The organism is Vibrio breoganii, assembly GCF_001677275.1.
GTDB classification, from domain to species: Bacteria; Pseudomonadota; Gammaproteobacteria; order Enterobacterales; family Vibrionaceae; genus Vibrio; species Vibrio breoganii.
This window is the reverse complement of record NZ_CP016178.1, coordinates 102005-127099: the sequence shown is the minus strand read 5'-3', so window position 1 is coordinate 127099 and position 25095 is coordinate 102005. Positions and strand designations below refer to the sequence as shown.

27 protein-coding genes and 1 riboswitch are annotated in these 25095 nt (G+C 44.8%); of the genes, 16 read left to right on the top strand and 11 right to left on the bottom strand.

What is annotated here, in order from left to right; genetic code table 11:
• Nucleotides 1-19: 19 nt before the first annotated feature.
• Nucleotides 20-1093, bottom strand: a complete 1074-nt coding sequence (locus A6E01_RS13595; protein ID WP_065210439.1) for a putative urea ABC transporter substrate-binding protein — start codon at nucleotides 1091-1093, stop codon at nucleotides 20-22.
• 66 nt (nucleotides 1094-1159) lie between these two features.
• A riboswitch (guanidine-I (ykkC/yxkD leader) is annotated at nucleotides 1160-1257 on the bottom strand.
• A 415-nt stretch (nucleotides 1258-1672) separates the two neighbouring features.
• Between A6E01_RS13595 and A6E01_RS13590 the strand changes: the two genes are divergently transcribed.
• From A6E01_RS13590 to A6E01_RS21635, 6 genes are all read left to right on the top strand, one after another.
• Nucleotides 1673-2710 carry an acyltransferase gene (locus A6E01_RS13590; RefSeq protein WP_065210438.1) on the top strand — a complete coding sequence of 346 codons (1038 nt, stop codon included), beginning with the start codon at nucleotides 1673-1675 and terminating at the stop codon, nucleotides 2708-2710.
• Between the two features lie 38 nt (nucleotides 2711-2748).
• Nucleotides 2749-3714, top strand: coding sequence for a phosphotransferase (locus A6E01_RS13585; protein ID WP_065210437.1), 966 nt, complete (start codon nucleotides 2749-2751; stop codon nucleotides 3712-3714).
• Between the two features lie 75 nt (nucleotides 3715-3789).
• The gene (locus A6E01_RS13580; RefSeq protein WP_065210436.1) at nucleotides 3790-4767 is read left to right on the top strand and encodes a permease; all 978 of its coding nucleotides are present in this window, start codon (nucleotides 3790-3792) and stop codon (nucleotides 4765-4767) included.
• Between the two features lie 15 nt (nucleotides 4768-4782).
• Nucleotides 4783-5016: a thioredoxin family protein gene (locus A6E01_RS13575; RefSeq protein WP_017028550.1), complete on the top strand. Its 234-nt coding sequence runs from the start codon at nucleotides 4783-4785 to the stop codon at nucleotides 5014-5016.
• A gap of 87 nt (nucleotides 5017-5103) precedes the next feature.
• Nucleotides 5104-5613, top strand: coding sequence for a sigma-70 family RNA polymerase sigma factor (locus A6E01_RS13570; protein WP_371948676.1), 510 nt, complete (start codon nucleotides 5104-5106; stop codon nucleotides 5611-5613).
• A 170-nt stretch (nucleotides 5614-5783) separates the two neighbouring features.
• On the top strand, nucleotides 5784-5918 hold the full coding sequence (locus A6E01_RS21635; protein WP_257744375.1) for a hypothetical protein: 135 nt from the start codon (nucleotides 5784-5786) through the stop codon (nucleotides 5916-5918).
• 20 nt (nucleotides 5919-5938) lie between these two features.
• Here the strand turns inward: A6E01_RS21635 and A6E01_RS13565 are convergent, their stop codons facing one another.
• Complete coding sequence (locus A6E01_RS13565) at nucleotides 5939-6826, bottom strand: AraC family transcriptional regulator (protein ID WP_065210434.1); 888 nt, start codon at nucleotides 6824-6826, stop codon at nucleotides 5939-5941.
• Nucleotides 6827-6915: 89 nt separating this feature from the next.
• Here A6E01_RS13565 and A6E01_RS13560 point away from each other — a divergent pair, with 89 nt between their 5' ends.
• Entirely contained in the window at nucleotides 6916-9117 is a 2202-nt protein-coding gene (locus tag A6E01_RS13560) for a glycoside hydrolase family 3 N-terminal domain-containing protein (protein ID WP_017028546.1), read from the top strand.
• A 52-nt stretch (nucleotides 9118-9169) separates the two neighbouring features.
• On the opposite strand, the gene A6E01_RS13555 is transcribed toward A6E01_RS13560, so the two are convergent.
• A complete protein-coding gene (locus tag A6E01_RS13555; protein ID WP_026012820.1) occupies nucleotides 9170-10060 on the bottom strand; it encodes a PA4780 family RIO1-like protein kinase in 891 nt (296 codons plus the stop codon).
• Nucleotides 10061-10559: 499 nt separating this feature from the next.
• Here A6E01_RS13555 and A6E01_RS13550 point away from each other — a divergent pair, with 499 nt between their 5' ends.
• On the top strand, nucleotides 10560-10865 hold the full coding sequence (locus A6E01_RS13550; protein ID WP_065210433.1) for a hypothetical protein: 306 nt from the start codon (nucleotides 10560-10562) through the stop codon (nucleotides 10863-10865).
• Between the two features lie 138 nt (nucleotides 10866-11003).
• Nucleotides 11004-12791 carry an exodeoxyribonuclease VII large subunit gene (locus A6E01_RS13545; protein ID WP_065210432.1) on the top strand — a complete coding sequence of 596 codons (1788 nt, stop codon included), beginning with the start codon at nucleotides 11004-11006 and terminating at the stop codon, nucleotides 12789-12791.
• Nucleotides 12792-13107: 316 nt separating this feature from the next.
• On the opposite strand, the gene A6E01_RS13540 is transcribed toward A6E01_RS13545, so the two are convergent.
• From A6E01_RS13540 to A6E01_RS13520, 4 genes are all read right to left on the bottom strand, one after another.
• On the bottom strand, nucleotides 13108-13413 hold the full coding sequence (locus tag A6E01_RS13540) for a hypothetical protein (protein ID WP_156744622.1): 306 nt from the start codon (nucleotides 13411-13413) through the stop codon (nucleotides 13108-13110).
• Between the two features lie 189 nt (nucleotides 13414-13602).
• Nucleotides 13603-13788, bottom strand: coding sequence for a hypothetical protein (locus tag A6E01_RS13535; protein WP_065210430.1), 186 nt, complete (start codon nucleotides 13786-13788; stop codon nucleotides 13603-13605).
• Between the two features lie 15 nt (nucleotides 13789-13803).
• Nucleotides 13804-14007 (bottom strand): hypothetical protein, encoded by a 204-nt coding sequence (locus A6E01_RS13530; RefSeq protein WP_065210429.1) that lies wholly within the window; start codon nucleotides 14005-14007, stop codon nucleotides 13804-13806.
• Between the two features lie 814 nt (nucleotides 14008-14821).
• Entirely contained in the window at nucleotides 14822-16192 is a 1371-nt protein-coding gene (locus tag A6E01_RS13520; RefSeq protein ID WP_017026965.1) for a serine hydrolase domain-containing protein, read from the bottom strand.
• Between the two features lie 88 nt (nucleotides 16193-16280).
• Here A6E01_RS13520 and A6E01_RS13515 point away from each other — a divergent pair, with 88 nt between their 5' ends.
• Nucleotides 16281-17252, top strand: a complete 972-nt coding sequence (locus A6E01_RS13515; protein WP_065210427.1) for a helix-turn-helix domain-containing protein — start codon at nucleotides 16281-16283, stop codon at nucleotides 17250-17252.
• Between the two features lie 22 nt (nucleotides 17253-17274).
• On the opposite strand, the gene A6E01_RS13510 is transcribed toward A6E01_RS13515, so the two are convergent.
• Nucleotides 17275-18156: a LysR substrate-binding domain-containing protein gene (locus A6E01_RS13510; RefSeq protein ID WP_065210426.1), complete on the bottom strand. Its 882-nt coding sequence runs from the start codon at nucleotides 18154-18156 to the stop codon at nucleotides 17275-17277.
• Nucleotides 18157-18309: 153 nt separating this feature from the next.
• On the opposite strand from A6E01_RS13510, the gene hisC reads away from it, so the two are divergent.
• The 6 genes from hisC to A6E01_RS13480 all read left to right on the top strand — a co-directional run bounded on the left by hisC (nucleotide 18310) and on the right by A6E01_RS13480 (nucleotide 23463).
• Nucleotides 18310-19386, top strand: coding sequence for a histidinol-phosphate transaminase (gene hisC, locus A6E01_RS13505; RefSeq protein WP_017026968.1), 1077 nt, complete (start codon nucleotides 18310-18312; stop codon nucleotides 19384-19386).
• A 13-nt stretch (nucleotides 19387-19399) separates the two neighbouring features.
• Nucleotides 19400-20176, top strand: coding sequence for an ABC transporter substrate-binding protein (locus tag A6E01_RS13500; RefSeq protein ID WP_065210425.1), 777 nt, complete (start codon nucleotides 19400-19402; stop codon nucleotides 20174-20176).
• Nucleotides 20177-20352: 176 nt separating this feature from the next.
• On the top strand, nucleotides 20353-20823 hold the full coding sequence (locus tag A6E01_RS13495; protein WP_065210424.1) for an ASCH domain-containing protein: 471 nt from the start codon (nucleotides 20353-20355) through the stop codon (nucleotides 20821-20823).
• Nucleotides 20824-20833: 10 nt separating this feature from the next.
• Entirely contained in the window at nucleotides 20834-21469 is a 636-nt protein-coding gene (locus A6E01_RS13490) for an HD domain-containing protein (protein WP_017026971.1), read from the top strand.
• Nucleotides 21470-21652: 183 nt separating this feature from the next.
• A complete protein-coding gene (locus tag A6E01_RS13485) occupies nucleotides 21653-22816 on the top strand; it encodes a glycosyltransferase family 2 protein (protein ID WP_017026972.1) in 1164 nt (387 codons plus the stop codon).
• Complete coding sequence (locus tag A6E01_RS13480) at nucleotides 22813-23463, top strand: START domain-containing protein (RefSeq protein ID WP_017026973.1); 651 nt, start codon at nucleotides 22813-22815, stop codon at nucleotides 23461-23463. The genes A6E01_RS13485 and A6E01_RS13480 overlap by 4 nt, the downstream gene beginning before the upstream one ends.
• A 39-nt stretch (nucleotides 23464-23502) precedes the next feature.
• Here A6E01_RS13480 and A6E01_RS13475 read toward each other — a convergent pair whose 3' ends face one another.
• The 3 genes from A6E01_RS13475 to A6E01_RS13465 all read right to left on the bottom strand — a co-directional run bounded on the left by A6E01_RS13475 (nucleotide 23503) and on the right by A6E01_RS13465 (nucleotide 25065).
• Nucleotides 23503-23805, bottom strand: a complete 303-nt coding sequence (locus A6E01_RS13475) for a DUF1330 domain-containing protein (RefSeq protein WP_082961377.1) — start codon at nucleotides 23803-23805, stop codon at nucleotides 23503-23505.
• 97 nt (nucleotides 23806-23902) lie between these two features.
• Nucleotides 23903-24175, bottom strand: coding sequence for a hypothetical protein (locus A6E01_RS21550; RefSeq protein WP_065210423.1), 273 nt, complete (start codon nucleotides 24173-24175; stop codon nucleotides 23903-23905).
• Complete coding sequence (locus tag A6E01_RS13465; protein WP_065210422.1) at nucleotides 24172-25065, bottom strand: homocysteine S-methyltransferase family protein; 894 nt, start codon at nucleotides 25063-25065, stop codon at nucleotides 24172-24174. The genes A6E01_RS21550 and A6E01_RS13465 overlap by 4 nt, the downstream gene beginning before the upstream one ends.
• Nucleotides 25066-25095 lie beyond the last annotated feature (30 nt).

The following is a 25095-nucleotide window of genomic DNA, read 5'->3' as shown; positions in this document are numbered from 1 at the left end:
AACGAGCCTGTCTATGTGGTTACAGCTGACCTTTTGCGGCCATTTCCATATATTCAGGAGAGAAGCGAAGTTTGATGTTGGCAGGGTCACCAATCACCGTGGAAGGTGTTTGAATACCGATAAATCCAGCATCAGGAGCCCCTTCACCTAGTAACCCATGTTCAAATGAAAACTCGCTGACCTTTTTCATCGTTGCCGCTAGTGTCGTGCTCTTAGTAAAATCGACTGCATCACTAGGGGAATAGAACATATTGGTTGCTGACAGTTGTGCTTTGTATCCTGACAGGTCAGTACCTGAGGCTTGTGCCATATATGACTTGGCATCATCACCATTTTCAGACTGCATAATGGCCATGATTTCATACCATGCGCCCGTCAATGCTTTACCTAACTTAGGATTCTCGGAGAGGGTATCAGTATTAACCACCAACAAGTCGATGATCTCTCCAGGAATATCTGCGGAGCTAAACACAAGAGAGGTTTCTGGTTGTTGGGTGATCTCACTTAGAAGAGGGTTCCAAGTAACAACAGAGGTAACATCTTTGGTAGTAAACGCTGCAACAAGGTCTGCATCAGAGGTATTCACCACCTTCACGTCACGCTCAGAGAGGCCGACACTTTCAAGACCGCGAGCCATTAAATAGTGCGAGACACTCAGTTCAACAAGGTTGACGTTTTGACCTTTCAAATCATTTAATCCTTTTGCCCCCTTTAGTACGATTCCATCGTTACCATTAGAAAAGTCACCGACTATTAACGCGGTAGAGTCAACACCACTCGCTGCTGGAATGGTTAGAGCATCCATGTTGGTCATCACAGTGGCATCAAACTGGCCCGCAGTGTACTGATTAATTGATTCGACGTAGTCGTTTACCTGAACAATATCGATGTCGATGTCATACTTATCTGCCCATTTATCAACAATGCCTGAATAGTCTGCGTAATCCCAAGGCATCCAGCCTACGTAAATAGACCAAGCAAGAGTGAATTTCTCTTTTTCTTGAGCCAGTGCAGCGGATGAAATAAACGGTGAGGCTGTCACACATACAGTGGCAGCAAGGGTGATCAAGCGCTTTTTAAGGGAATGTTTCATAGGTTACCTCCTCCATGGGGCACATTGAGATTGGCACAAGAGACATAACCAAATATTCATTGGTTGGCCTCCCGGGCTTTTATCCCTCCGTGTGACCTCTGGTGAGGTTGACAACTCTCGGACCAGACACTGCAAATACAGTCGGAACCCTAGATGTCTATTTTTCAACAATGTCGTTGCTAGGTAACCGAAATACCTAGTTATGCTCTTATACTAAAACTGTAATCTGTATTGCAATCGGCATGCCAACACAACTAAGCCCTTGTATTTAAAGAAAACGTGAGAAATATGGTTTGATTTATCATTTAAATTTCACCAATGTTGTGCACGCTCTCCCTCATTTAATGCAGATGCACTGCATTGGGTACAATGCATTGAACCCCGACTCACTAATTACTCAAAAACGAGGGTCTGTTGAGCGACTTTTGCTTAGATGACTAGGCGGCAAGTCCCTCGCCTTGATTAAATGACTTCTGGTCGAGCAAAATTTAATCGCAAAAGGTCAACAGACCCTAGTAATCAAAGCAAAGGGTGCGCTAGATTAGAGGCTCTTCCCCTTTGCTCTCTAGGTAACTCACTTTGACCCAAGCAGATAAAGTTCCTCTATACTGGGCTGACAACCTACGCGTATTCGCCGTATTTGCGGTGATCGTTCTGCATGTGGCGTCTGACTTTATTAGTGGTATTGATATCACAAGCTCTGTTTATGGTAGTCGTGAATGGTGGGCAGGAAACTTATACGCTTCTTTGACTCTGTGGTGCATTCCCCTATTTATCATGCTCAGTGGCTACTTACTGTTGGATAAGCAAGAATCCAACAAAGAATTCTTCAAGAAAAGAATCCGCAAGATACTGATCCCAATGATATTTTGGTCTCTGTTTTATTCTCTGTGGGTGTTACTCAAACATCATTTAAAGGGCGATGTCACCACCGCTTATTTTACCGTTGCAAAGGGCTGGGCATTAGGAGAGCCCTACTACCATCTGTGGTATCTGTTTATGATCCCGTTCTTGTACTTAGTTGCGCCCATTCTAAGAGTAATATTGAGATCGATAAGCCAAAAAGAATTCCTGCTGTTCACTGTGGTGTGTTTTGCACTAGCGGCGCTCTCAGCACTCACTAATGTTGTGCTTTTGTACTTTGAGCTCAGTGCTAAGGTGAGCTTGTTTACCAATGATTTTTTGAGCTACTTAGGCTACTTCTGCTTGGGTGGGTATGTGGCTAAATATGGTTTCAAGGCTAACGATAAATGGTGCGTTGCTATTATCATTGCCTCGCTTGCAGTTACCCTTTTCGGTAGCTACTACCTAACTCACCTATATTTTTACTCTTACTTAAGCCTGAATATCATTGCCCTGTCTTTAGCGCTGTTTTTTATCCTGAAAACGCATGCCAGCGCCAATCTTAGGCTCCATCATTTTGCAGGATTAAGCTTTGGGATCTATCTCATTCACCCGCTGTTTATTAAGCTTATTACTTCCTATGCCGATGAGTGGTTGCTGTCATTATTCGATATCTATTTGTACATTCCGATTGTGGCGTGCATGACTTTTTCGCTGTCCTATCTGACCGCTTTAGCTATGAGTAAAACTCGCTTTTTAAACCGATGCATTTAATCTAGCAACCCTCTAATAGAAGGCTCTCTAACATCATCATGGACTACTTACCTTTAATTCAACAGCTAGGTTACAAGGAACTTCATAGCACTCAGTTAATTCAATCGCTATGGGGAGGCTACGGTGAACTGGTGCGTGTGTTTGCAGACAAGACGAGTATCATCGTTAAGCATATCGCTTTACCCGAAACACAAAACCACCCTAGAGGTTGGAATACAACACTATCCCACCAAAGAAAGATTAACTCTTATCAAGTTGAGCTTCACTGGTATCAAAACTTTGTCCCTCACCTTCATAAAAACTGTTCTGCTCCGTTACCTTTAAAGATCGTTGAGCAAGAGCATACATGTCTATTAGCAATGCAAGACCTGCATCAGTTGGGTTACGTCGACACGGTTAAAGAAGCAAATCCAATACACCTCAGCGCGTGCTTAAAATGGTTAGCATGGTTTCACGCAACTCATATTCAAAACCCAGGCGACAAACTATGGGAAAGTGGCACCTATTGGCATCTCGAAACACGACCAGATGAACTGGAAGCATTGCTTGATCCTGTGCTAAAAAAGCATGCCAAACAGATAGATCTGAAGCTTAAAGACGCACCTTTTCAAACCTTGGTTCATGGTGATGCAAAGCTGGCGAACTTCTGCTTTACAGCCGATGGTAAGCAAGCGGCGGCCGTTGATTTTCAATACGTTGGAAAGGGTTGTGCAATGAAAGATGTTGCTCTATTCATGAGTAGCGCAGTTGCTCCACAGCAATGTACCGAAAAAGAACAATGGATATTGGATACCTACTTCGGTCATCTAAGAGAAGCCATTGATAGCACTCAACCAAAGCTAAGTTACTCTGAAGTGGAAAAAGCATGGCGACCATTATTTTGCATTGCATGGGCCGATTTTCAACGCTTTGTCAAAGGATGGAGCCCAAGCCATTGGAAGATAAATGACTATACGGAGGCGTTAACAAAGCAAGCTATTGAGGCGATCAACAAACGAGCTTAAAAAGTCACAAATAAAGCATCCTTTTCCGATCTCATACGTGTTGTTACTAACAGACACTTATAAGGAAAAGAAACATTGCACGTTTTCACTCTACTCGCCAGTTGGCTAACCTATGACATCTTTGGTCTAGATCCCTCGACCTCAGCTGGCATAGGGCTGCATTTCTTCATCGAGGATACCAGTAAGATCCTCGTCTTACTGGTCGTGCTCATCTATATGATTTCGTACCTTCGCGCCAGTTTAAGCGTGGAGAAGGTTCGCGATTATCTACAAGGCAAGAACAAAGCCTTAGGCTATGTTCTCGGTTCGATGTTTGGTGCCGTCACGCCTTTTTGTTCTTGCAGTTCTATCCCTTTATTTATGGGGTTCGTTTCCGCGCGAATTCCAATAGGTGTCACTATCGCCTTTCTGATCACCTCGCCACTGATTAATGAAGTTGTGATCATCATGCTCGGCAGTATTCTGGGGCTCAAGTTCACCATCATGTATGTGGCTATTGGTATGTTGCTAGGCATCTTTGCAGGCGTTGTACTTGATGCGTTAAAAGCTCATCGTTGGCTACAACCTTTCCTCGCCAAGGCGTACCTAGAAGAAGAAAGCACCACTATAACCAGCTCTTCAGAGCCGGTTTCAATGAACCATCAGCAGCGCCATGAGTTTGCCAAGAACGAAACCGGTGACATTGTTAAACGCATTTGGAAGTGGGTGATCATCGGCGTTGGCATCGGTGCCTTCATACATGGCTTTGTGCCCGCACAGTGGTTTGAAGAAAACCTCGCCAATGGGCAATGGTGGACAGTACCACTTGCCACACTCAGTGCTATCCCTATCTATACCAATGCCTCCGGCGTGGTCCCTATCATGGCTTCTTTGATTGATAAGGGAATGCCTTTGGGTACGACGCTGGCCTTTTGTATGGGCGCGGTAGCGGTCAGCCTTCCTGAATTTATGATGCTTAAGCAGGTCATGCAGTATCGCTTGCTTGGGGCTATCGCCATTTATCTACTTGTCGCCATCTCTATTACTGGGTGGCTATTCAATGCTTTTTATTAAACTACGGAGTTCGTTATGAAACATATTCAAGTCTACGGTACAGGATGCAAGGGCTGCACTGTGACCGCTGAGCGAATAGAGCAGGTCGCACAAGAACTGGGCCAAAACATCACGTTAGAAAAAGTCACCAGCTTAGAAGATATAATGCAAGCCGGCGTTTTAAGTACCCCAGGAATCGGTATTGATGGTGTCATAAAACATACTGGCTCTGTCCCTAGCGTGGAACAAATTCGTGATCTATTCGCCTGATTAATCTCGCCATAAAGGTCGCTATGCCACACTTGAGGTATAGTGACTTTAGCGATTGAAAATAGGAATTCAGCAATGAAGTGCTTGATGAAAGCATGGGGCGAAACAGAGCACCAACTGTATGGCTGGCTGATCAAACAGACACACAGTCAGCAAGAAACAGAAGACATCATGCAAGAAGTGTTTCTCAAGGCGATGAAGAACAGTGAACGTTTTTGTACTCTCGAAGACGGAAAGTCGTGGCTGTTTCGCGTAACTAAAAACCATTTTATCGACCGCCTGCGTAAAGAAATAGACCGTGAAGATATAGCCGAGTACGTCGCACCTAGTGAGATCCCTCCTGTGATGACGCAGCTGCAAACTTGCCTACCTAGGCTATTACCCAAACTAGCCGATAGTGATCGGGACATCATAGAGCAATGCGACCTCTATGGTTTAACCCAACTCGAATATGCTAAGCGCAACAACCTCAGTCTTCCGGCCACCAAGACTCGCCTTCGTAGGGCTCGCAAAGAACTTAAACACAGGCTCATTGTGGAATGTAAGGTGGAACAAGATGGCAGCGGTGTATGTTGCTTTAAACGAGTTGAAGGATAGCAAAAACAAGAACGCCAAACCCCTCCCCCCTACAAAGGGTGATCCAGTTAACGCTTTTGGGTGGCGCGTAATGATAAGTAACTCTTTGATTTATCCATTAATATACCCGCAATGAATATCACCACTGCAAATAACACCGCATAGGCGGCGTTGCATTCGAGGTTACACCATTGCTTAAAAAATTAATCGCCATCTCTGCGTTATGTATCTCTTCAATTACCTTCAGTATGGACGATGACCAGACCGTCCAACTCGATAGAGAGAATGTGCGCCCTTCAATAACCGATATTGCCTCACAGAAATAACGGCAAAACTTACTATCTGATCAGCCCAATCTATTATTCACAAATTCCTGCTTACGATAGTCCCTCGGAGAGATATCAACTTGCTTGCGAAATACTCGAGAAAAATAGTTACTGTCACTAAAGCCACAGCTATGGGCAATTTGATTAATACTCAAGTTAATGTCACTGACCAATAATTCTTTGGCTCGAGAAATCCGTTTATCACTTAGGTATTGACTGGGCGTAGTCTGGAAGAATTGATGAAATAGTCGCTCTAGTTGGCGCGTGCTGAGGAAGCTATTGGTCGCGATATCACTGGCCCGTAGATCCGATTCAGAATAGTTTTGCTCCATATAAGACAAGGCACGCGCCAAAGCTAAGGTATTCTTTTGCTTAGGGTTTGCTTGCTCTGGGTAGTTGCGCACTAAAAGCACGGCAAGATGCTGGAGCAAGGCCATTAATACTGGCTCAAACCCGAGAGCAGCGTCAGTGTATTCCTCCTCTATCTCTCTTAACAGCAGCTCTACCTTTGCCAAAACATTCGTTTTCAAATTGAGATACGGCACTTCGGATTCTTGTTCACGAGCGAGCGGGTCAATATTAAACAGGGCTTGATAGCCAGGCAGAACACGAATCCCCGAGGTCTCAAAGTAAGGCTTTTGTCCATCGAACATCAGGTTGTAGATGACCAACCCATTAGCATGACTAAAACCGTGCTCGACAGTTCCATTCATAACAAATACATCGCCCGTTTTAATGGTCGAACGCTGATTACCCACAATGTGCTCAGCTTGACCCGATAACACTATCATCAGCTCGGAAAAATCATGCCGATGCAAATGAAATGCCCCATCGTGTATCGCAGGCTGAATACAAAAGGGAATATGCGGGTGAAGAAGGTGAGAGCTAAGTCTATAAGTCGTTATCATGTCGGAATAATGCTAATAATTGTCGCTTTTAGCAAGGTTAATAGGGCATTAAGCGCTTAAGGTAAACCAAAATTATTGGAGAACAAAAGATGACTTACCCTTACCAGAATCCAAAACTTAGCATTCAAGAGCGCACAGACGACCTTCTTTCTCGCATGACGGTTGAAGAAAAAGTTGGCCAAATGCTACAGCTTCCTGCACATGATCAAATCCATGTCGACAACCTAGAAGCCATGAATGTGGGTAGTTACCTGCACTGTACCGGAGAGCAGCCTCAGCAGCTTCAAGACCGCGCTGCTAGCACACGTCTTGGTATTCCCCTGATCTTTGGTATTGATGCCATTCACGGCCATTGCTTTGAAGACGATGCGACCGTATTCCCTACTCAGCTAAGCGCTTCTTGCTCGTGGGACAAAAGCTTAATGGAGAGAATGGCGCAAGTCACTGCATTTGAAACTCGCGCTTCTGGCCAGCACTGGACTTTTTCTCCTGTGCTTTGCGTGGGTAGAGACCCACGCTGGGGTCGTGTAGATGAGACCTATGGTGAAGACCCATGGTTAATTGGTGAGCTTGCGGCATCCACCATCGTCGGTTACCAAGGCAACGACTTTACCAGTGAAAATTCCATCCTAGCGTGTGCAAAGCACTATGTTGGCTATGGGGAAACCCTCGGAGGCCGTGACTCCTACGAAGCCGATACCTCAAGACGAAAACTGCTTTCATTGTTCTTACCACCCTTTGAAAAAGCGGTCAAACAAGCCAACTGCGCAACATTAATGACTGGCTACCAGTCGATTGATGGCGAGCCATGCACCACCAACTCTTGGTTATTGAAAACCGTCGCTAAGGAACAATGGGGACTTGATGGATTTATTGTCACCGATTGGAACAACGTGGGTTCTCTGCATGACAAGCAAGGCGTCGCCGCTACCCTAAAAGAGGCAAGCTACAAGGCACTACTTGGTGGCAATGACATGATGATGACCACACCTGAGTTCTACCAATCGGCCATCGAATTGGTAGAAGAAGGCCTTGTGGACATCTCACTCATCGATGACTCCGTGCGCAGAATTCTAGAGGCTAAGTTTAAGCTTGGCTTGTTTGACGAGAACCGTTACACCTCCCTAGAGCGCAAGAAGTTACTGGGCAGCGATGAGTCATGGGAGATATCCCTTGAAGCCAGTCGTAAGAGCTTAGTGCTTCTGAAAAATGAAGATGTATTGCCACTTTCAGCAAACAACATCAAAAAAGTGCTGGTTGTGGGACCGAATGCAGACGACATTATTGCTCAGCTAGGTGATTGGTCTTTTGGCTCCATGCAAGCAGAAGCCACTCACGAAAACTACCACCGCGGCCATACCATCACACCTTTAGCTGCCCTGCAAAAGATGGGGCAAGAGCAAGGCTTTGAAGTGGAATACATTAAAGGTGCTGACTGCTTAGATTCCAACTTTGAGGAAATCGATAAAGCTCGTTTTGCTGCAGAGTCGGCGGATGTGGTAATTGCTTGCGTTGGCGATACGCTAAAACAAAATGGCGAGTTTCATGACCGCGCAAATCTTGATTTAAGTGGCTATCAAAATGAGCTAATCGAAGCGGTTAGCCAAACTGGAACCCCTGTAGTTGGCGTTCTGGTTGCATCCAAACCACTGACCATTCCTAAGATGGTTGAGCAATGTAATGCTGTTATCTCTGCATTCAACCCAGGTTGTAAAGGCGGGCAAGCCTTGGCTGAGCTTCTATTTGGGCAGTATAACCCAAGCGGAAAACTGACCATCTCTTTCCCACACCATGTGGGACAGGTGCCAGTCTATTACAACAAGTTTAAAGGTTGGCATGCGCTACTTGAGGCAGATTTAGACAATCAAGAGCGCTATATCGACATGCCTGAAACGCCGTTGTTTGCATTTGGTGAAGGTATTTCATACACCCAATACAAATACTCAGACCTGAAGATCGAAAACCCAGCGTTGTCAGCAGGTGAAGACCTTAGATTCAGCATCAAGGTGTCTAACGTAGGCGAGCAAGATGGCGTGGAGATTGTTCAGGCTTATTTCAACGATCTGTTCAGTTCAGTGACCACTGAGGTTAAGAACTTACGCGCATTCGAGCGTATCACTCTTAAAGCCGGTGAGAGCAAAGTGGTTAACATGACGATCGTATTTGATGACCTAGCCCTGATTAACTCCGCACTAGAGCGAGTAGTAGAGCCGGGTGATTTTGAATTGATGGTTGGCGCTAGCTCGAAAGACTCTGATTTAATCAAAGCCAACTTTAAGGTTGTTGCTTAACACCACCCATAAATGAATGCCAAATCACCGAGTGTGGTGATTTGGCATTTCCTTATTGAGGTTCAGCCCAATTGAATTTACTGTCGTCAACACCTTCAGTGGCCTCCTTAAGGCGCTCTCGACGATTCAGCTCTTCGGCTCGTGCTGATTCTATTTCTAGAATAATAGAATCAAGATCAGCCGCAGTTTCATCTTCCTTGAATTCGCCCGTCAACTTACTGTCAGGCTTTAAATCGCCTTTTTCGTACAATGCCCACATTTCCTTGGCATACTCAGTAGAAAGGAGCTCAGGCGCAAACTGTGCATAGTAATCACGTATGTTATTCACATCACGGGTTAACATCCACTCAGCATTATTATTCGCAGCCGCATCTACCGCCTGTGGCAAATCGATAATCACTGGGCCAGTTTCATCGACAAGTACATTGAACTCAGATAAATCACCGTGAATCAAACCGACGCAAAGCATTTTAACCACATAGCTCATCATAACCTGATGATCTTGAACGGCTTGTTCAGGTGAAATCACGACATCATTTAGCCTCGGAGCCACATAACCTTCGTCATCAGTGACTAACTCCATAAGCAAAACACCATCAAAGCAACCATAAGGTTCCGGCACTCTCACACCAGCAGCCGCCAGCTTATATAAGGCATCAACCTCAGCGCTTTGCCAGACTTTTTCTTGTTGATCGCGACCAAAGCCAGAGCCTTTTTCCATCGCTCGAGCGCGGCGGCTATTACGTACCTTGCGGCCTTCCCGATATGCAGTAGCCTTCTTGAAACTGCGTTGGCTTATTTCTTTATAAACTTTGGCACAACGGATAGTTTCGCCGCAGCGTACTACATACACTGAAGCCTCTTTGCCACTCATTAATTGGCTTTTCACCTCGTCGACTAAACCATCGTCAACTAAGGGCTGTATTCTTTTAGGTATTTTCATCGGGACGTTATACATGAATTAGCTTGCAGATGAAATGTTAACCAACGAGATAGAGGATGATTGTTTCCAACTTTTCTCATTGTTCTGCTTTTGGGATTAAGAAAGCACGGGTTTTCAAATGCTTTTGAAGAGGAAGTGATAGGAGGGTGTCTATTGATCTGGTAACTGAAGAAGGGTAACAACAGCCTGTTCTTCGACACAGCTATGCGTGAATATGATCTTTTATGTCAAAACAGTAAGAATGCGCTAACTCACTTATGCCCCAAAACAAGCTAGAGCAGAGTTGAGGCTAAATTCAAAACTAGCAATTAGACTTACTTTTCCTTATGTCGATAGCTTCGCAATCACCGAAATACGCAACCGGCTTTACTTGACCACTACACATACATGCTGCAGCATGGTATCTAGAAAACAGACAGTGCCGCGAGGAGGCAAGCGAAGCTGCCCTGCGTGATTACCTCATAAGGAAGACGGAAAACAAGGAAGACGGAAACAGAAAATGACTCTAAAAGGATTTTTCAGAGTACTTTCCGGGCAAGTGGAACGGCCGAAAGTGATCAGCTGCTTCGATACCGAGTTTGATGCCCTTTACCATATTTTCGGACAGGGGCCACTGCTGCTGGGTGAACTCGACAAGCATGTCGAGCTCTACTGTGCCACTCAGATACTGCGTAACGGTATCCCCTCTGAGGATGTTAAGGCCGAAGCGATGGTCTACCTATACACCAAGGAGCGTGATCACAGCCTGACCGAAGTCGAGCAGGAGGAATACGATCGCTATTGCGAACAATATCCTGAGTGGTAGTTATTCTGTTCATACAACACATCGAAGTTACTGGCGATATAGAAAAAGTATAAGCTGCTGATGGTAGATTCACAGGTTGCCTCAATCGCATGCCTAACTCCCGGAGCTGAGAAATGAAAAAAGGCATTTATTTATAATATGTACAACAATCGCAACAACCTTACTAATATTCAAAAACTCCATTCAGCACAGTACTACCATATGCTTCGCTATCAAGTTGAACGTAGCGATGTATCTTTAACTGAAAAGATAGGGGAGCAATATAAAGATCTATTAGAAGAGCATTGGAATACCGGTGGCGGAACGACTCATTTTGCCGCTAATTACAGGCAGGGTGATTGTTTCACTATCCATTACAACCCTTCTGCTCAAAGGGTAGAACTAAGAGCCCAAGAATACTTCAACTACCATCTAATTGATGATAACTGTGATAATGAAACAGACCTAATATTAAATTTAGAACTATACCATCTCATTGACTCACCAACGCTACCACTGCATTTTGATTTGCATCTGTATGATTCATCGAAAAACTATCAAGAATGGGTGGATAAAAACACCTCTGTCATGAGAGGCGTTCGCGTGATAAATAATAGCAATATCGATTGGATATCCGCAATCAAGGGAGCCTTGACTGATCAAGTAGATAACCCTTATCACTTCATGCATTCGTTTACTGAACCGACTGTTATTTATTGCCCAATCTGCGGGCACGGTAACTTTTCCAGCATAGATTTGCTTCAGCACCCTAAACTCACTTGGGGTGAATGTAGTCACTGCGGAATAGGAGAAAACGAAGTTGAGCTTCCACAAAAAGTAAACCCTAAGGGTAAAACCTACAAAAGTTATGAAGATATAATAAGATGCAATTCAGATATCAACATTGAAAAACCTCATGATATTTTCAAGTCATATAGACACGATATCCTATCCTGTTTGTCTGAGTGGTTAGTCACGTCTGACACGGCCTTTGATTTCAAAGAATTCGAACAAACAACTAATAGCCATCGTTATATCCTTTCGGAAAAACAATTCCTCCGCGAAAAGCTAATTGACATCGAAAGGAACCACGACACAAACATCAATAATGCTTTCGCAAACATCGAAGCTCATTGCCACCTACAATCAGCATACCTAGTGATGGGAGAGGCAATGTGCCTTGGTTTCGATGTCAAATACGACAGTAACAATGAACATTATAACTTTATTGACTATTTAATCGGGCGAAAGGAACCATGGCTGAGTGGGTATGATACTGATGTTCAGTATGCCTTCCCACGTGATATCAAAAGTCATTTCGAAAGGCTATTCAAACAGTTGGTAGTTGGCGTGGAGGATTATGAAAGACAAGCCCATATAAATTTTATTGTCGAATATGAAGGCTACTGGATCAGCCTACCGTCAATAATTACCCGCTATATGTACGAGCACCACATTCATTACACTAATGCAAAAGGCAAAAAAAACCTGTTTGTATTGAGTACTCACAGCTCAAGTGGAAGGGATGACTTCCTCCATACATTAAACAATCACCTTGGTACTGATATTGATCTCTCAGTGACAAACCTATCACTTGGTTATCTGACAAAAAGAAAGTCAGGTATAAGACAAGCCCTGGAAAGAATCATGTTTGAGCCTGGTGATATCCTCGCCATTGTCAGGGGAGGTGGGGATATTGGCAATGAAACTTTTAACGCTTTCAAATCCGATGATAGCAACAGCTATCTTCAAAAACTGATTAATAACGGTGTAACGATTGTTTCTGGTGTCGGGCATTCGTGTGACCACTTCCCGATTGATGAGATTGTTAGCTATTGCGAAATAACGCCAACTGCAGCAGCGAATAGAGTGCTTGAAATCGTCTCGAAATCTGACCAAGCACGACTGCTTGCAGTGCCACTGGTAGATGGTGGAACGGCGAACTGAAATCCCACGTTGGCCTTGTTGCTGAATTCAAGCACAGGGCGAACGCTTGTTAAATCGTTCGTATTTTAAACTCAGTATATTGTTTAAAATGCAGTTGTTTTAGAAGGGTTGCGCCTTGAATTCGATTTAAGCAACAGAGCCGAGCTAAAGTGCAATTTACCCCGTTCTTCGAATTGTTAATCTTTAATGAAGTTTCTAACGTGACTGAAGCAGCTTTTGTTCCCAAGATACTGGCAAGGAAGGAATGTGGGTGGAATCAGTCTAAGCGATGAGTTGAATTGAAACCACAGTCTATTCGAGATTGGCTAGTTGATGGTTAATACAGGTATGGATAACGTAGCTCGAGGTGTTTAAGCTCAAGCTCTTCGACTTCTAATAAGCTATGCTGATCCTGCAGTTTTTCATAGAGATGATCGATTGCACTCCCTAATAGATACTCTTGGGTTAGCCCACCAACCAAAATATGTGTATCACAATAGTGTTGCACCCTGACTTCGATTTCACCTACATAGGTAATAGGCCTCGGAAACAAGCAGTACAGTGCCTCAAAGTCACATGGAGACACAATGATTGGGCGCTCAACTTCACCCAGTAAAACGCTGATTAGTCCTTTCAATGTCATACAAAGCTCCCCTTTTGCACCATCAAACTGATAAAGTGCTGCATAGCTAAAGATTTCTATTTCAGCCGTTAGCCCCACTTTGCTTGCATGCAAAATTATATAATATGGATTGCAATAAATTGCTGCAACACATGATTAATGCCTATTGCCACCCTCTATCTGCATGGCTCAAGCCGTTCAGAAGTTCGGTTAAAGGGCGCGGATACGGCTCAATAGTTGAAGGGTAACCCCTTTCTCGGTCGGTGACTTTAAATATCGATTTTTTTGATGTGCCAGTTGCCAATTTAATTTACTGCCACCACAGCACCACCATTGCTTTACCCCTAAATTTTCTGCATGCATCAGCGTTCTAGCTGAAGCACCGCCATTACCCATTCTCAGCTTTCCTCGTCAATCGATATCAGGAGCCAAAGAGGCTTCCGTCGCCGATTTTTCAAGCAACCGTGCAGATACCTCGTCATGAGGTAGGTTGTCTATGATATTCATCGGTCGATAACTCATAGTAAACGTCATGTCATCAAAAGAGATTTCGTTACGTTCAAGGTAGCGTTTTGAATAAAGAAGCCCAATCACGTCGATATACAATACTCTCACATCAATTCCTTATCCTCAGTCCTCTCCAAATATTGCTTCAATGCATGTTGACTCCCAGAGCCTCGGTACAGATGATTATCTAGGAAAAACTCCACGGCATTTAGACTGGGTTTCTCTACGCAAAATGTTTCATATAGGATTTTGTAAAACAACCAACTCTTGCACTCTACGATGACCCAGAAAAAGGATAAAGAGGCCGCAAACCCAATAAACCATTTGAGTTCGACATTTAGTGATACGGCACTTAAAGTAAGTTGAGTAAAACAGTATAAGCCGAACGAGGCGCTCGCAATAAACCCGAGGTTACATAATCGATTCAACCATGCTGGGATCTCAGCTTGTTCGATGATCATATGAAGGTGCTTCACTTCAACTCTCACCATTACCCATCGCTCCAACCGTTAACCACCCTAAAGACACCAAACCCATTGATTTATAGGCCAAGTCTATCAATTAATCCTTGAAAGGGCACAAAGCAAACATATTACCCCGATATAGGTTCGCCCTGATTTACAAAGGGTTGTTAGGTTTGTCAAAGCATCGAGGTGGTGCTGATTTAGTAAAAGGTATCAACGCTTAGCCATTTAATTTGTGATGGTGATAAATAGCAGATTTGGTTGGGACTAGGTGATGTGTAGTAGCTGAGTGAATTTGGCCACTACATGCGAGGTTTAGCAATACCTAAGGTAATCTTTAAAACGCTAATTTAGCAAAACCACTGACTCATTCTTGTCCAGAAACAAGCTTGCACTTCATCCACATGAAAAAAATGAGGCCCGCAGCGGAGCCTCATTGCATCTATCAATATCTACCTCTAATCCGCCAACAGCTTAGCCGCAGAACGCATCAGCGCCGGTCCTTTGTTCTCGCCAAACCCTGAATGGTATGGATTGGTTGAGAACATCACGCCCACAAAGTCACGTGCTGGATCGATGTAGATGAGTTGGCCTAGATTACCGCTTTTTGCCATGGCGCCATCATCAAAGATAAAGTCGAACTGATAGGCGTTGTAGTCGGCTTTCTCGCCAAAGGCGTGGATGGAGCTGTTTTCTTTCTCTGTTCCAACGAACGCTTTACGGTCGCCACTATTGCGGATTCGGTCGATGACAGCTTCAGACACAACGGGCTCATCCGCTACTGCTTTCCAGCTTGGTGTAAACAATGTTCCCCAGCGTGCCATGTCTTCGACTGTGCTTGATACTAAGCCTACCGGCAGTGCGGTTCCGTCTGGGGTTAGGTTGAAGTCCATTGACTGTCTTGCATGAACCTTTGACCACACGCGATCTTCAAACACTTGTGTCCAGCTCTTGTTCTCTATATTTTCCACCAGCTTAGTCAGCACTATGGTGTTGATAGACGCATATCTAAAGTGATCTCCTGGCTTTTCGCCCTTTAGCTTTTGCGCACCCTGTGCAACCTGTATCCAAGTCTCGACTTCGCCGGTTGTTGCTCGTGGTGAGTTAAACGCTGATGCAAAAAAGCGCACAACATCTGAATCTGGATTTAAAATCGAAGCGAGCGTTTCTTCATTGTCTAGAGCCGTAGACATATTCAATGTATTCAACACTGTCACGCTATCCCAGTTAGTGCCTTTTAGTTCAGGAACATAAGTGGAGATCGGTGCATTTTGGTCGACTTTCCCTTCCTCGACGAGCATTGCGATAACGGTGCCAACGGTGGTTTTCGCAGAAGATGCCCATACGTGCTTATCCATCGGCTTCATTCCCGGATACGCCTCATAAACTATCTTGCCTTTATGTATCAACATAAAGCCCTGAGTTCGAAACTGTTCATCCGCTAAGTAATCAGCCATCGACATTTCACCCTTTGTCTCTGTTTTCACAGTGAGCGTGTCTAGGCGTGAGTCTATCGCTTCCTCTAGTGGTCTGAAGTCTGCATTGGGCGCTGCCATGGCAGTCGGTAGGAATTCGCTCATATGCATGTTGTAATACAAAGAGTGATCCCCTCCCATTTGCCAATGAAAGTTGTTGAACTCTTTACGCGCCGCTGAGATGAACTCAGGTTCAAAAGTTTGTTTGGCGGCTTTTACAGGAATTGTCACCTGCGCACCTTCAACCTGAAGCGCCGCTTCCACTGGGTTTAATTGAACTGAGCTATTAGCAAAAGCTTGTGAACTGATTAGAACCCAAGGGGCAATAATTAGGGTTGTTAGATCAAGTTTCATTGTTCGTCTCCACATTTTGTATGTGACGAACTATAGTGATACTAGCCGCGCTTAAATAGGTCATTTACCGCCAAGCAAGAGATCCGCGATGAGTCAGCTCAATGCCAACATCAGCCATTCAAGTAATTTGAAGCCATTTTTAGATTACTTTAAAAGGCACAACATAGAATGGAAGGTCACTGCAGAAAAGCACGATATTCCACTTAACATTGCCACGTGCTCTGTGTGGCTACCCTCACTAAATGTGATGGCATTCTTGATGTCGATGATGCGCCAAAGCAATCGAAATATTGGCTTAGAGGTGGGACAACTGATCTCGCTGGCACAGATTTCACCAGTGCTCGACCGCGCGATTCATAAATGTCACAACATGGAGGAGGCCGTTCATACGTTGATGGAGCTGATGCCTTCGTTAAACAGTCATATCTCTATATGGGCGGAGCAAATAGACGGAGATTGGTACCTTTGCCATCGCGGTGCTTATCGTCCATCAACTCCTGGTTACGAGCAAGCTGAGTGGTTTAGAACCTTCGCATTGCTATCAGTGTGCCGACACTTCCTTGGTGAATCTTGGCAACCTGCAAAGGTATTAATGACTATCTCGCCTCATCTAGGCAAACCACATGAGTCGAGTTTAGAGCACTCGCACATTCGTTTCGCACACTCTTTTGGCGGGATTCAGATTCCCGTTTCAGCCGATTTCCTGCCAATCGAAGGCATCAACCACGACATCGATTGGACGAATCATATGGCAAGGCTGTGTCATACTTATTGCATTCTGCCCTGGTTTAACATCCGCTGGTTAGCAAAGCTATTAGGTATGTCTGAAAGAACACTGCACCGACGGTTTGTCGAACATGGCACCACATTCAGGCTTCTACGGGATAACGCAAGACGTGATATAGCCACCTCACTGCTTGCCAATGAACACCTGCTACCTGAAGCCGTCGCCTGGCACTGCGGTTACAGTGACCTTTCAAACTTCAACCGAGCCTTTAAAGTGTGGCAAGGCTGTACTCCGTCGCAATATCGAAAGAAAGCGATGCAGCAATCGACGTAGATCTAGTCGCTTGCCTAATAAATTACTGAGGCAACAACCACGCCAAAAAGTCATCAATAGCAGCGCTCTGTGCCTCTGCAGGTCTCAACAAGTAATAGCTTTGTCCAGAAGTCACATAGTCGGTGTAAGGCTGCATCAATCGATTTAGCTTCAAGTCCTCTTCGGCAAGAGTGATATCTCCGATCGCAATACCAAAGCCCTGCTGCGCGGCATTCATCGCTTGGTCTAAGGTTGAGAACGTCTGATTGCGTCTGCCCTTTCGCGCAATACTACCCGACTTTTCTAGCCACAGGTTCCAATCACTTTGCATTGGGTTTGCGTGAAGCCATGTGAACCTTGCAAGGTCTTTGTCGTTCCATTGTCCCTCTTCACCAATGACCTGCTTCCATAGTTCTGGAGAACAGATAGGTGTGAGTTTTTCTTCAAACAGTACGTGCTCACTCACCGATAGCGAACGAGGGGGTCTGCCGTATACGATGACCAAGTCGAACGATTCAAAATTTGGCAGCAATTGATGCTTAATACTAGAGGTGAGTTCTACTTCTATATCGGGGTGTTCTTGCTGGAAAGACATCAATCTTGGCAATAACCAAGAGGTGACACAGCTTGGGGCATTGAGTTTGATTTTGTTGGAGCGGTCGGCCACATCGATAACCGCCTTTCGAAGGCGCACCAAGATATCTTCGGCCATAGGAATCAATTTGCTTCCTTCAGGTGTAAGTGCCAACCCCCTCGCCTGTCTATAAAACAGCGCGACTCCCACCAACTCCTCTAATGACTGTATCTGGCGACTGATCGCCCCCTGCGTCATATTCATAGCTTGAGCCGCATGAGTAAAATTTAGATGCTCTGCGGTAGCCAGAAACGCTTGTAGGTTCTTAGTTGAGGGCAATCGGGTGTTCATTTGATGTTCTATCCATGAGTTATTTGCATGGCTAGTATGTCTTTATTTCGATTCTTACTCAAAACCTTTTTGATTAGATTAGTCACATAGACAGTCAAATAATAAATCATTAAGCAAATAAAATGATTTGGCATTCAAAAAGAGATAATACTAATGACGTCACTGGCTTCAAAACTAGCGCCTGAGAGCATAAAAAAATTAATACCATATCAATCAGCGCGCCGCATTGGCGGATCAGGCCGCCTTTGGCTTAATGCCAATGAATTAGAGCACGGAGTTCATTACAGTGAACACGCCTCTGATTACAATCGATACCCTGATTTTCTGCCTCATGACATCGCTGCAGCGTATCAAGAATACTGCCAAACCCAGGTGCCTGCTGTGGCTGTGCGTGGCGCCGACGAAGCGATTGATCTTCTTATTAGAACCTTTTGCCAGCCAGGCAAAGATAAGATTTTAATTAGCTCTCCCACTTACGCCATGTATGAATTTTGCGCTGATGCATTGGCGATAGAGACGATAGATATTCCACTCAAAGGAGAGTCATTTGATCTCGACGTTGAGGGCGTGATCAAACAGGCTCCTCAAGCCAAGATTGTTTTCCTGTGTTCACCGAACAACCCAACGGGTAACCTGCTTTCTCGAAGCGACATCATTGCCGTTCTCGAGGGTACTCAGCAAGATGCAATTGTGGTGGTCGATGAGGCCTACATTGAATTTGAACTAGCAGAAACGGTGGCAAACCTAATAGGGCAATACCCTAATCTGGTTGTCATTCGCACCTTATCAAAGGCCTTTGGCTTAGCGGCAGTACGTTGCGGCTTTATTTTGGCGGCAGAAGAGGTCATGGAATACGTGATGAAGCTTATTCCTCCGTACCCTATGCCAGATTGTTCAGCCAAGATTGTGCTTGATGCCCTATCTCCGCAAGGGATTGATATTGCAATGAGCAATACACACAGCATTATTCAAACGAGGCAACACTTTGTTGAAGCCATCCAAGATTTACAATGGATAGAACACATCTATCCATCATCTACTAATTTTGTGCTCATTCGCACACATCAAGATGCAGAACTCTTTAGCTATTTGAAGGAACAGGGAGTCGTTACTCGTAACCAATCTCATGAGCCTGCATTAAAGAACTGTGTCAGAATCACGATAGGTTCACCAGAGTCGATGCAAGAAGTCGCCGAACTTATCAACCAATACTCATTTTCATCGCTCTAAAAGGGAATTAAGAATGAAAAAACTTCTACTTGCGCTTACGTTCGTTGCTTCACTTGGATCAGTTACAGCAATGGCAAAAGAGGTGCGCTTAGCATCAGACTTTACCTATCCGCCTTTTAACTACAAAAACGCGGAAGGCACACCTGTTGGCTTTGACATTGAGATTGCAGATGCATTGTGTGCAGAAGCTGAGCTTAAGTGTACTTGGGTTTCTCAAGGCTGGGATTCGTTAATTCCGAGTCTATTAGCGCGTAAGTCAGACGTTATCATGGCGTCTATGCGTATCACTGAAGAGCGTAAAAAACGTATCCTGTTTACTGACAAGTACTACCAAACGCCTGCACGATTTGTTGCCAATGAAGAGAGCAACTTTGCTATCGACCAGAGTGGCCTAAAGGATAAGGTGATCGGTGTACAGCAAGGGACAATCCACGACCGCTACGTCACCGACAAGTTTGGTAAGATCGCGACCATCAAGCGCTATAGCGGCCAAGATGAAGTGTACATCGACATGAAAAATGGTCGTCTAGACGCTACGTTTGGCAATGCTGACCAATTGGCATTAGCATTCTTAGATAAAGAGATTGGCCAAGGTTTCGAGTTTAAAGGCGAAGCAGTCACGGACAAATCTTACATCGGTGAAGGCACCGCACTGGCATTGAGACAGCAGGATAAAGAGCTGGCTGAGAAGTTTAACAAAGCGATTGCAGAGATCCGTGCCAACGGTACATACGACAAGATTGCTGCCAAATACTTTACTTTTGATATTTATGGTGAAGAGATAAAGTAACCAACTCACACTACTAAATGTCTGATATTTATATAAATATCAGACATTTAACACATCAGCAGTTACATATTGTTACTCACTAAACGCCCTCTGGCTCACCATTCCTGAACCCTACTCTTTCGAACTCCATTACCTATGGATAATCTATTGTTATCCGTTTTAATGGTGACTCTCCTATGGCGACTAAACATGAACAACTTCTAGAAAGCTATCTTTCTACGCTCAGCGAGACTGAGCGAAAAAACATCGCAACAATCAATGCCGACCATTTTTGTGCTGACGAATTTAACGCCAACGAATGCGCCAAGCTCGTCAACGAAGGTAAAAAGCGTGCAACGTGTAGCCTAAAGGTTGGGTACGAAAAAGAGAACGCTCCTCTTCCCAAGCAAAGTGACCTTACTATTGTGCTGGATTGGTCTCAAAACCCTGTCTGTATTATCAAAACCCATAAAGTTGAGACCAAGCCTTTCAAAGAGATCGACGCAGAGTTTGCGGCAATGGAGGGAGAAGGTGATGGCAGTTTTAAATGGTGGCAACGAGAACACGCTCACTTTTTCTCTGAATACGCCAAGGAGATCAGTGTTAGTTTCAATGAAGATTCCGAAATAGTGCTAGAGTATTTTGAGAAGGTTTATCCTATTGAATAGAGCAGGTTAAATGAAACTACCGACGGACTTTGAGGAACAATTCGAAGCCTTCATCCAAAAAGAGATGAAGACTGATGCTGCCCATGACCTGAGCCATGTGCAGCGAGTAGTGGCTATCGCAAAGCGCCTCGCTCAGCAAGAAAAAGCGAACCTGTGGGTCGTATTACCTGCAGCCTACCTTCATGACTGTTTCGCTTATCCTAAAGATCATCCAGACAGACACCTCAGCTCCCAGTTAGCGGCAGATAAAGCCCTGCAGTTTCTCGCCTCAATCAAATATCCAACCTATACCTATCAAGATATCTATCACGCTATCAGCGCGCATAGTTATAGCGCCAATATCCCACCGGAAACCATAGAAGCCGAAGTCGTGCAGGACGCAGACCGACTCGACTCACTTGGTGCTATTGGCATTGCCCGTTGCATTCAAGTAAGCAGTAGCTTTAACGCCGAACTTTACTCTCCAGAAGACCCATTCGCCGAAGAACGCGCATTAGATGACAAGGCTTACGCGGTTGATCACTTCTTTGAAAAACTGTTTAAGCTACCTGAAACCATGAATACCAAGTCGGCAGCCAAAGAAGCCAATAAACGCGTTATCTTCATGCGTCAGTATTTAAACCAACTTCGACAAGAGATTGGTTAAACCTGCATTCCACCAGCAAAAAAACTGTAAGCAAATGAAAATAACCACCAGTAAAAGTTAGAACCTCATCACATAACTTGATAGCGTATCTGCACCGTCTTTTTCGTTGCATGGATGCCAAGATTAGCGACTGATTTTCACTGTACGAGTCGCTGATATTTTAGGGTGCTAAAAGGTTATTCCATGTTACTACTTATACTGTCAGTCTTATGTTTACTGACGGTTGCGGTGTTTATCTTCAGGTTACTTCGACTGGCTAAACAACGCATCCACATCCCCGACTCTACGCAAGATAGAAGTGATTGGCCGAAGGTTTCGATCATTATTCCCGCGCGCAATGAAGCTGAAAATATCACAGGGTCACTAGGCAGCGTACTTGAGCAAGACTATCCAACCGACAAACTAGAAATCATTGTTATTGATGATTTTTCTGAGGATGCTACTAAAGATATTGCCGAAAGCTTGATGGCTAAATCTGAGTTCTCAGCGCAGTGCATTCAAGGAAGAGCATTACCAAAAGGTTGGCTTGGAAAGAGTAATGCCTGCATGTGGGGTGCGACTCACGCGACGGGTGATTACCTATTTTTCATTGACGCCGATACGCATTCTTCACCGCATATGCTCAAGAGTGTTATCGACTTCACGCAGACTCGAGACATCGAGATGTTGTCGTTTAACCCTCAGCAAGTGATGGTATCAAAGGGCGAAAAGTCCTTACTGCCTGGCATCTTTCTCTCTACCGCCAACTCTATGGATTTTGTTGCTTCTAACGATCCAACACAGCAAGAAGCCATCGCTAACGGTCAAGCTATGCTGTTTAAAGCAGAGAGCTACCGCGCTGTGAATGGACACGAATTGGTTAGAAGCGATGTTTCTGAAGACTTGGCCTTTGCCAAGAAAATGAAGCAGCGCGGCTTTCGCATTTTTTGGGCATTTGCAGACTCTTTAATGCGCACTCGCATGTACACCAGTGCCAATGATATTTGGCAGGGTTTCTCAAAAAACATGAACCGTATTGTTAAAGCGGAAACCCTACCCCTAGCAACTTGGTATTGGGTTAAATGCCAATGGATCGCATGGATGTCGCCGATCTTGCTGGTTGTGTCATTCCTGCAATATCAACAATCAGCATCACAGATAAGCATTTTGGCGCTAGGTATTAACCTGATTACCAGCATCGTATTGCTTGGCACTTTCTCTGGGTTAGTTCGAGAACTATCGGTCCCTATCCGTCATGCGATATTCGTGCCCTTCGGCATCAGCATGAACGGTTTTCTCGCGCTCAATGCTTGGCGATTACAAAAATTAAACCGTGTGGTTTGGAAAAATAGGAGTTTGCCACAATGAACATCAAACACATGATTGCAGCTCTTGTTGCAACACTCTCCTTTAACTCTTTTGCTGACACAGTGAATTGGAAAGAAGTGAAAAACAATCATGGGATCACGGTTTACAATCGCAGTATCGAGGGCAGTAGCTTTAAGGCTTTTCGAGCTGAGATGACCGTTGAGTCTGATTTAACAACGCTAATGGCCGTTTTTAACGATGTTGATGTAGGCACTACTTGGGTTGAAAATGTCGATGAGATGCGCCTTGTAAAAGCGAACTCAAACATGGACAACGTGACTTACGCGATGACCAAAGCGCCATGGCCAGTAGCTGACAGGGACTCTGTGGTTCATAACCACATTAGCCAAGACCCTAAAACGCTAGCGGTGACCATCAAACAAGAAGCGGTTCCAGATGAATTGCCTCGCACCAAAAACAAGGTGCGCATTGAGACCTTGCACAGTACTTGGGTGTTCACTCCTATCAACGAAAAGGAAACGCGAGTCACTTATCAAGTGTTCACTGAACCGGGTGGCAGTTTACCTGCGTGGCTAGTTAATAAAGTCGCTATTTCTCAGCCTTATAAAACCTTCCAAGGCCTACGTGAAATGTCGCAAAAGCCTAGCTATCAAAAAACAGACGTAGAAGGTATCTACAACCTTTAACCCAATGAAACAAAGCCCCTTAAAAAGGGGCTTTGTTGCTTAGGCTAGGTCATCCGTTCCTTCAATCAAGAAATGATGACTAATAGACCCTGCTGATCGCGCTTTAAAGTGAGGAACGTAGTCAGGATCAGCCATAAATGCCTGTGCCGCTTGTTTAGAGGGCCACTCGATAATTACCCTCAGTGCAACGTCTTCTCTCTCGCCTTCTAGCCGTTCATGACTGCCCGTTCGAGCCAAATATTTACCACCGTGTTTTGCCACAGCAGCATTGGTAGGTGGAATATAGTCCGCTACCCAAGCATCAGTAGTGGGTGTCACTTCAAGTACAGAGTAATAAGCCATAATGTTGTCCTTTGACATGAGTTTGATGAGTTACCTTTTATAAGAGACGGCGCTTCTTTAACAGCGACCGCTTGGCATTGATAACACTCACAAAACTTTAGGGACAATCAGTAACTACTTCCTGCAATGGCAACGTTTGTTCTTGCTCTTTTGCCACCTGAATTGCACCAAGCTCATGCATCAAATGCTTCACAAGTATGGCATAGATGAACATCATCGGTAGTCCTGCTACTACGCATAGGGATTTGATGGTATTAATTCCGCCCCCTGCCAAAGCTTGCGACTGCGCGGGAAACAAAGACGAGACAAACAGCAGGGCAATAACCATCACCACCGCAGGAATGGCTAACCCATAGTTTAGGTTTCTCATTTACTGTCTCTCCACTCAGCCAAGGCTTTGATGTGTGAAGGGTAGATCCCACAACAGCCACCAATAATGGTTGCCCCAGCGCGATGCCACTGTTTAGCAAATTCGAGATAATCTTCAGGAGAAAGCTCACGCATAGATTGGATGGTGTCATTGGCTTCATGGGTTACACCAATCGGCGTAAAGCTATTGGCAAAGACGCCGATGGCAACATCAATGCCTTGCTCGCCAATGATAGCTTTGGCTTCGGCGATGGCTTGCTCCATGACTTCAGGAATAGAGCAGTTAAAGAAGATACCATCAGCCCCAGATTCGCACAGTTTTAGGATTGCTTCTTTAACCGTTTCTCCAGAGCGTAACTTCGGAATATCCGACAGATCATCTTGCAGGGTAAACGCGTAGTGACAAGGTTTATCCGTTTGAGAGAGCACTTGGCTAATGGCTTCAAACTCAGCAATGCTAGCGACGGTTTCAGCAAGCCAAAGGTCAACATACGCTTCTTGGGCTTCAAACAGGGTTTGAGTGATCTCTTTTACCTGCACGGGTTCAAAGAGATCGGGGCGGTAGCTGCCTAATGCTGGAGGGATAGAGCCTGCGACAGCAACCTTTTGATTGCTTTTATTGACCGCTTCTCGTGCAAGCAGCGCAGCGGTGCGAGCCAGTTCTGCACCTCGCTGTTGGTACAAGGTCTCACCGAGATGAAATGGCACACAAGCATAGCTATTTACCGTGATAATTTCGGCACCTGCCTCAATGAAACCACGATGAGCCTGCTCAACATGCTGAGGAGATTCGATAAGTGCTTGTGCACTCCATTGTGGCTGAGTAAACGGCGCGCCAATACGTTTCAGTTCGCGCCCCATGCCACCGTCAAGGATGATTACGTCTGTCATCTTAATTGCTTCCATACAACTCTACTTGGA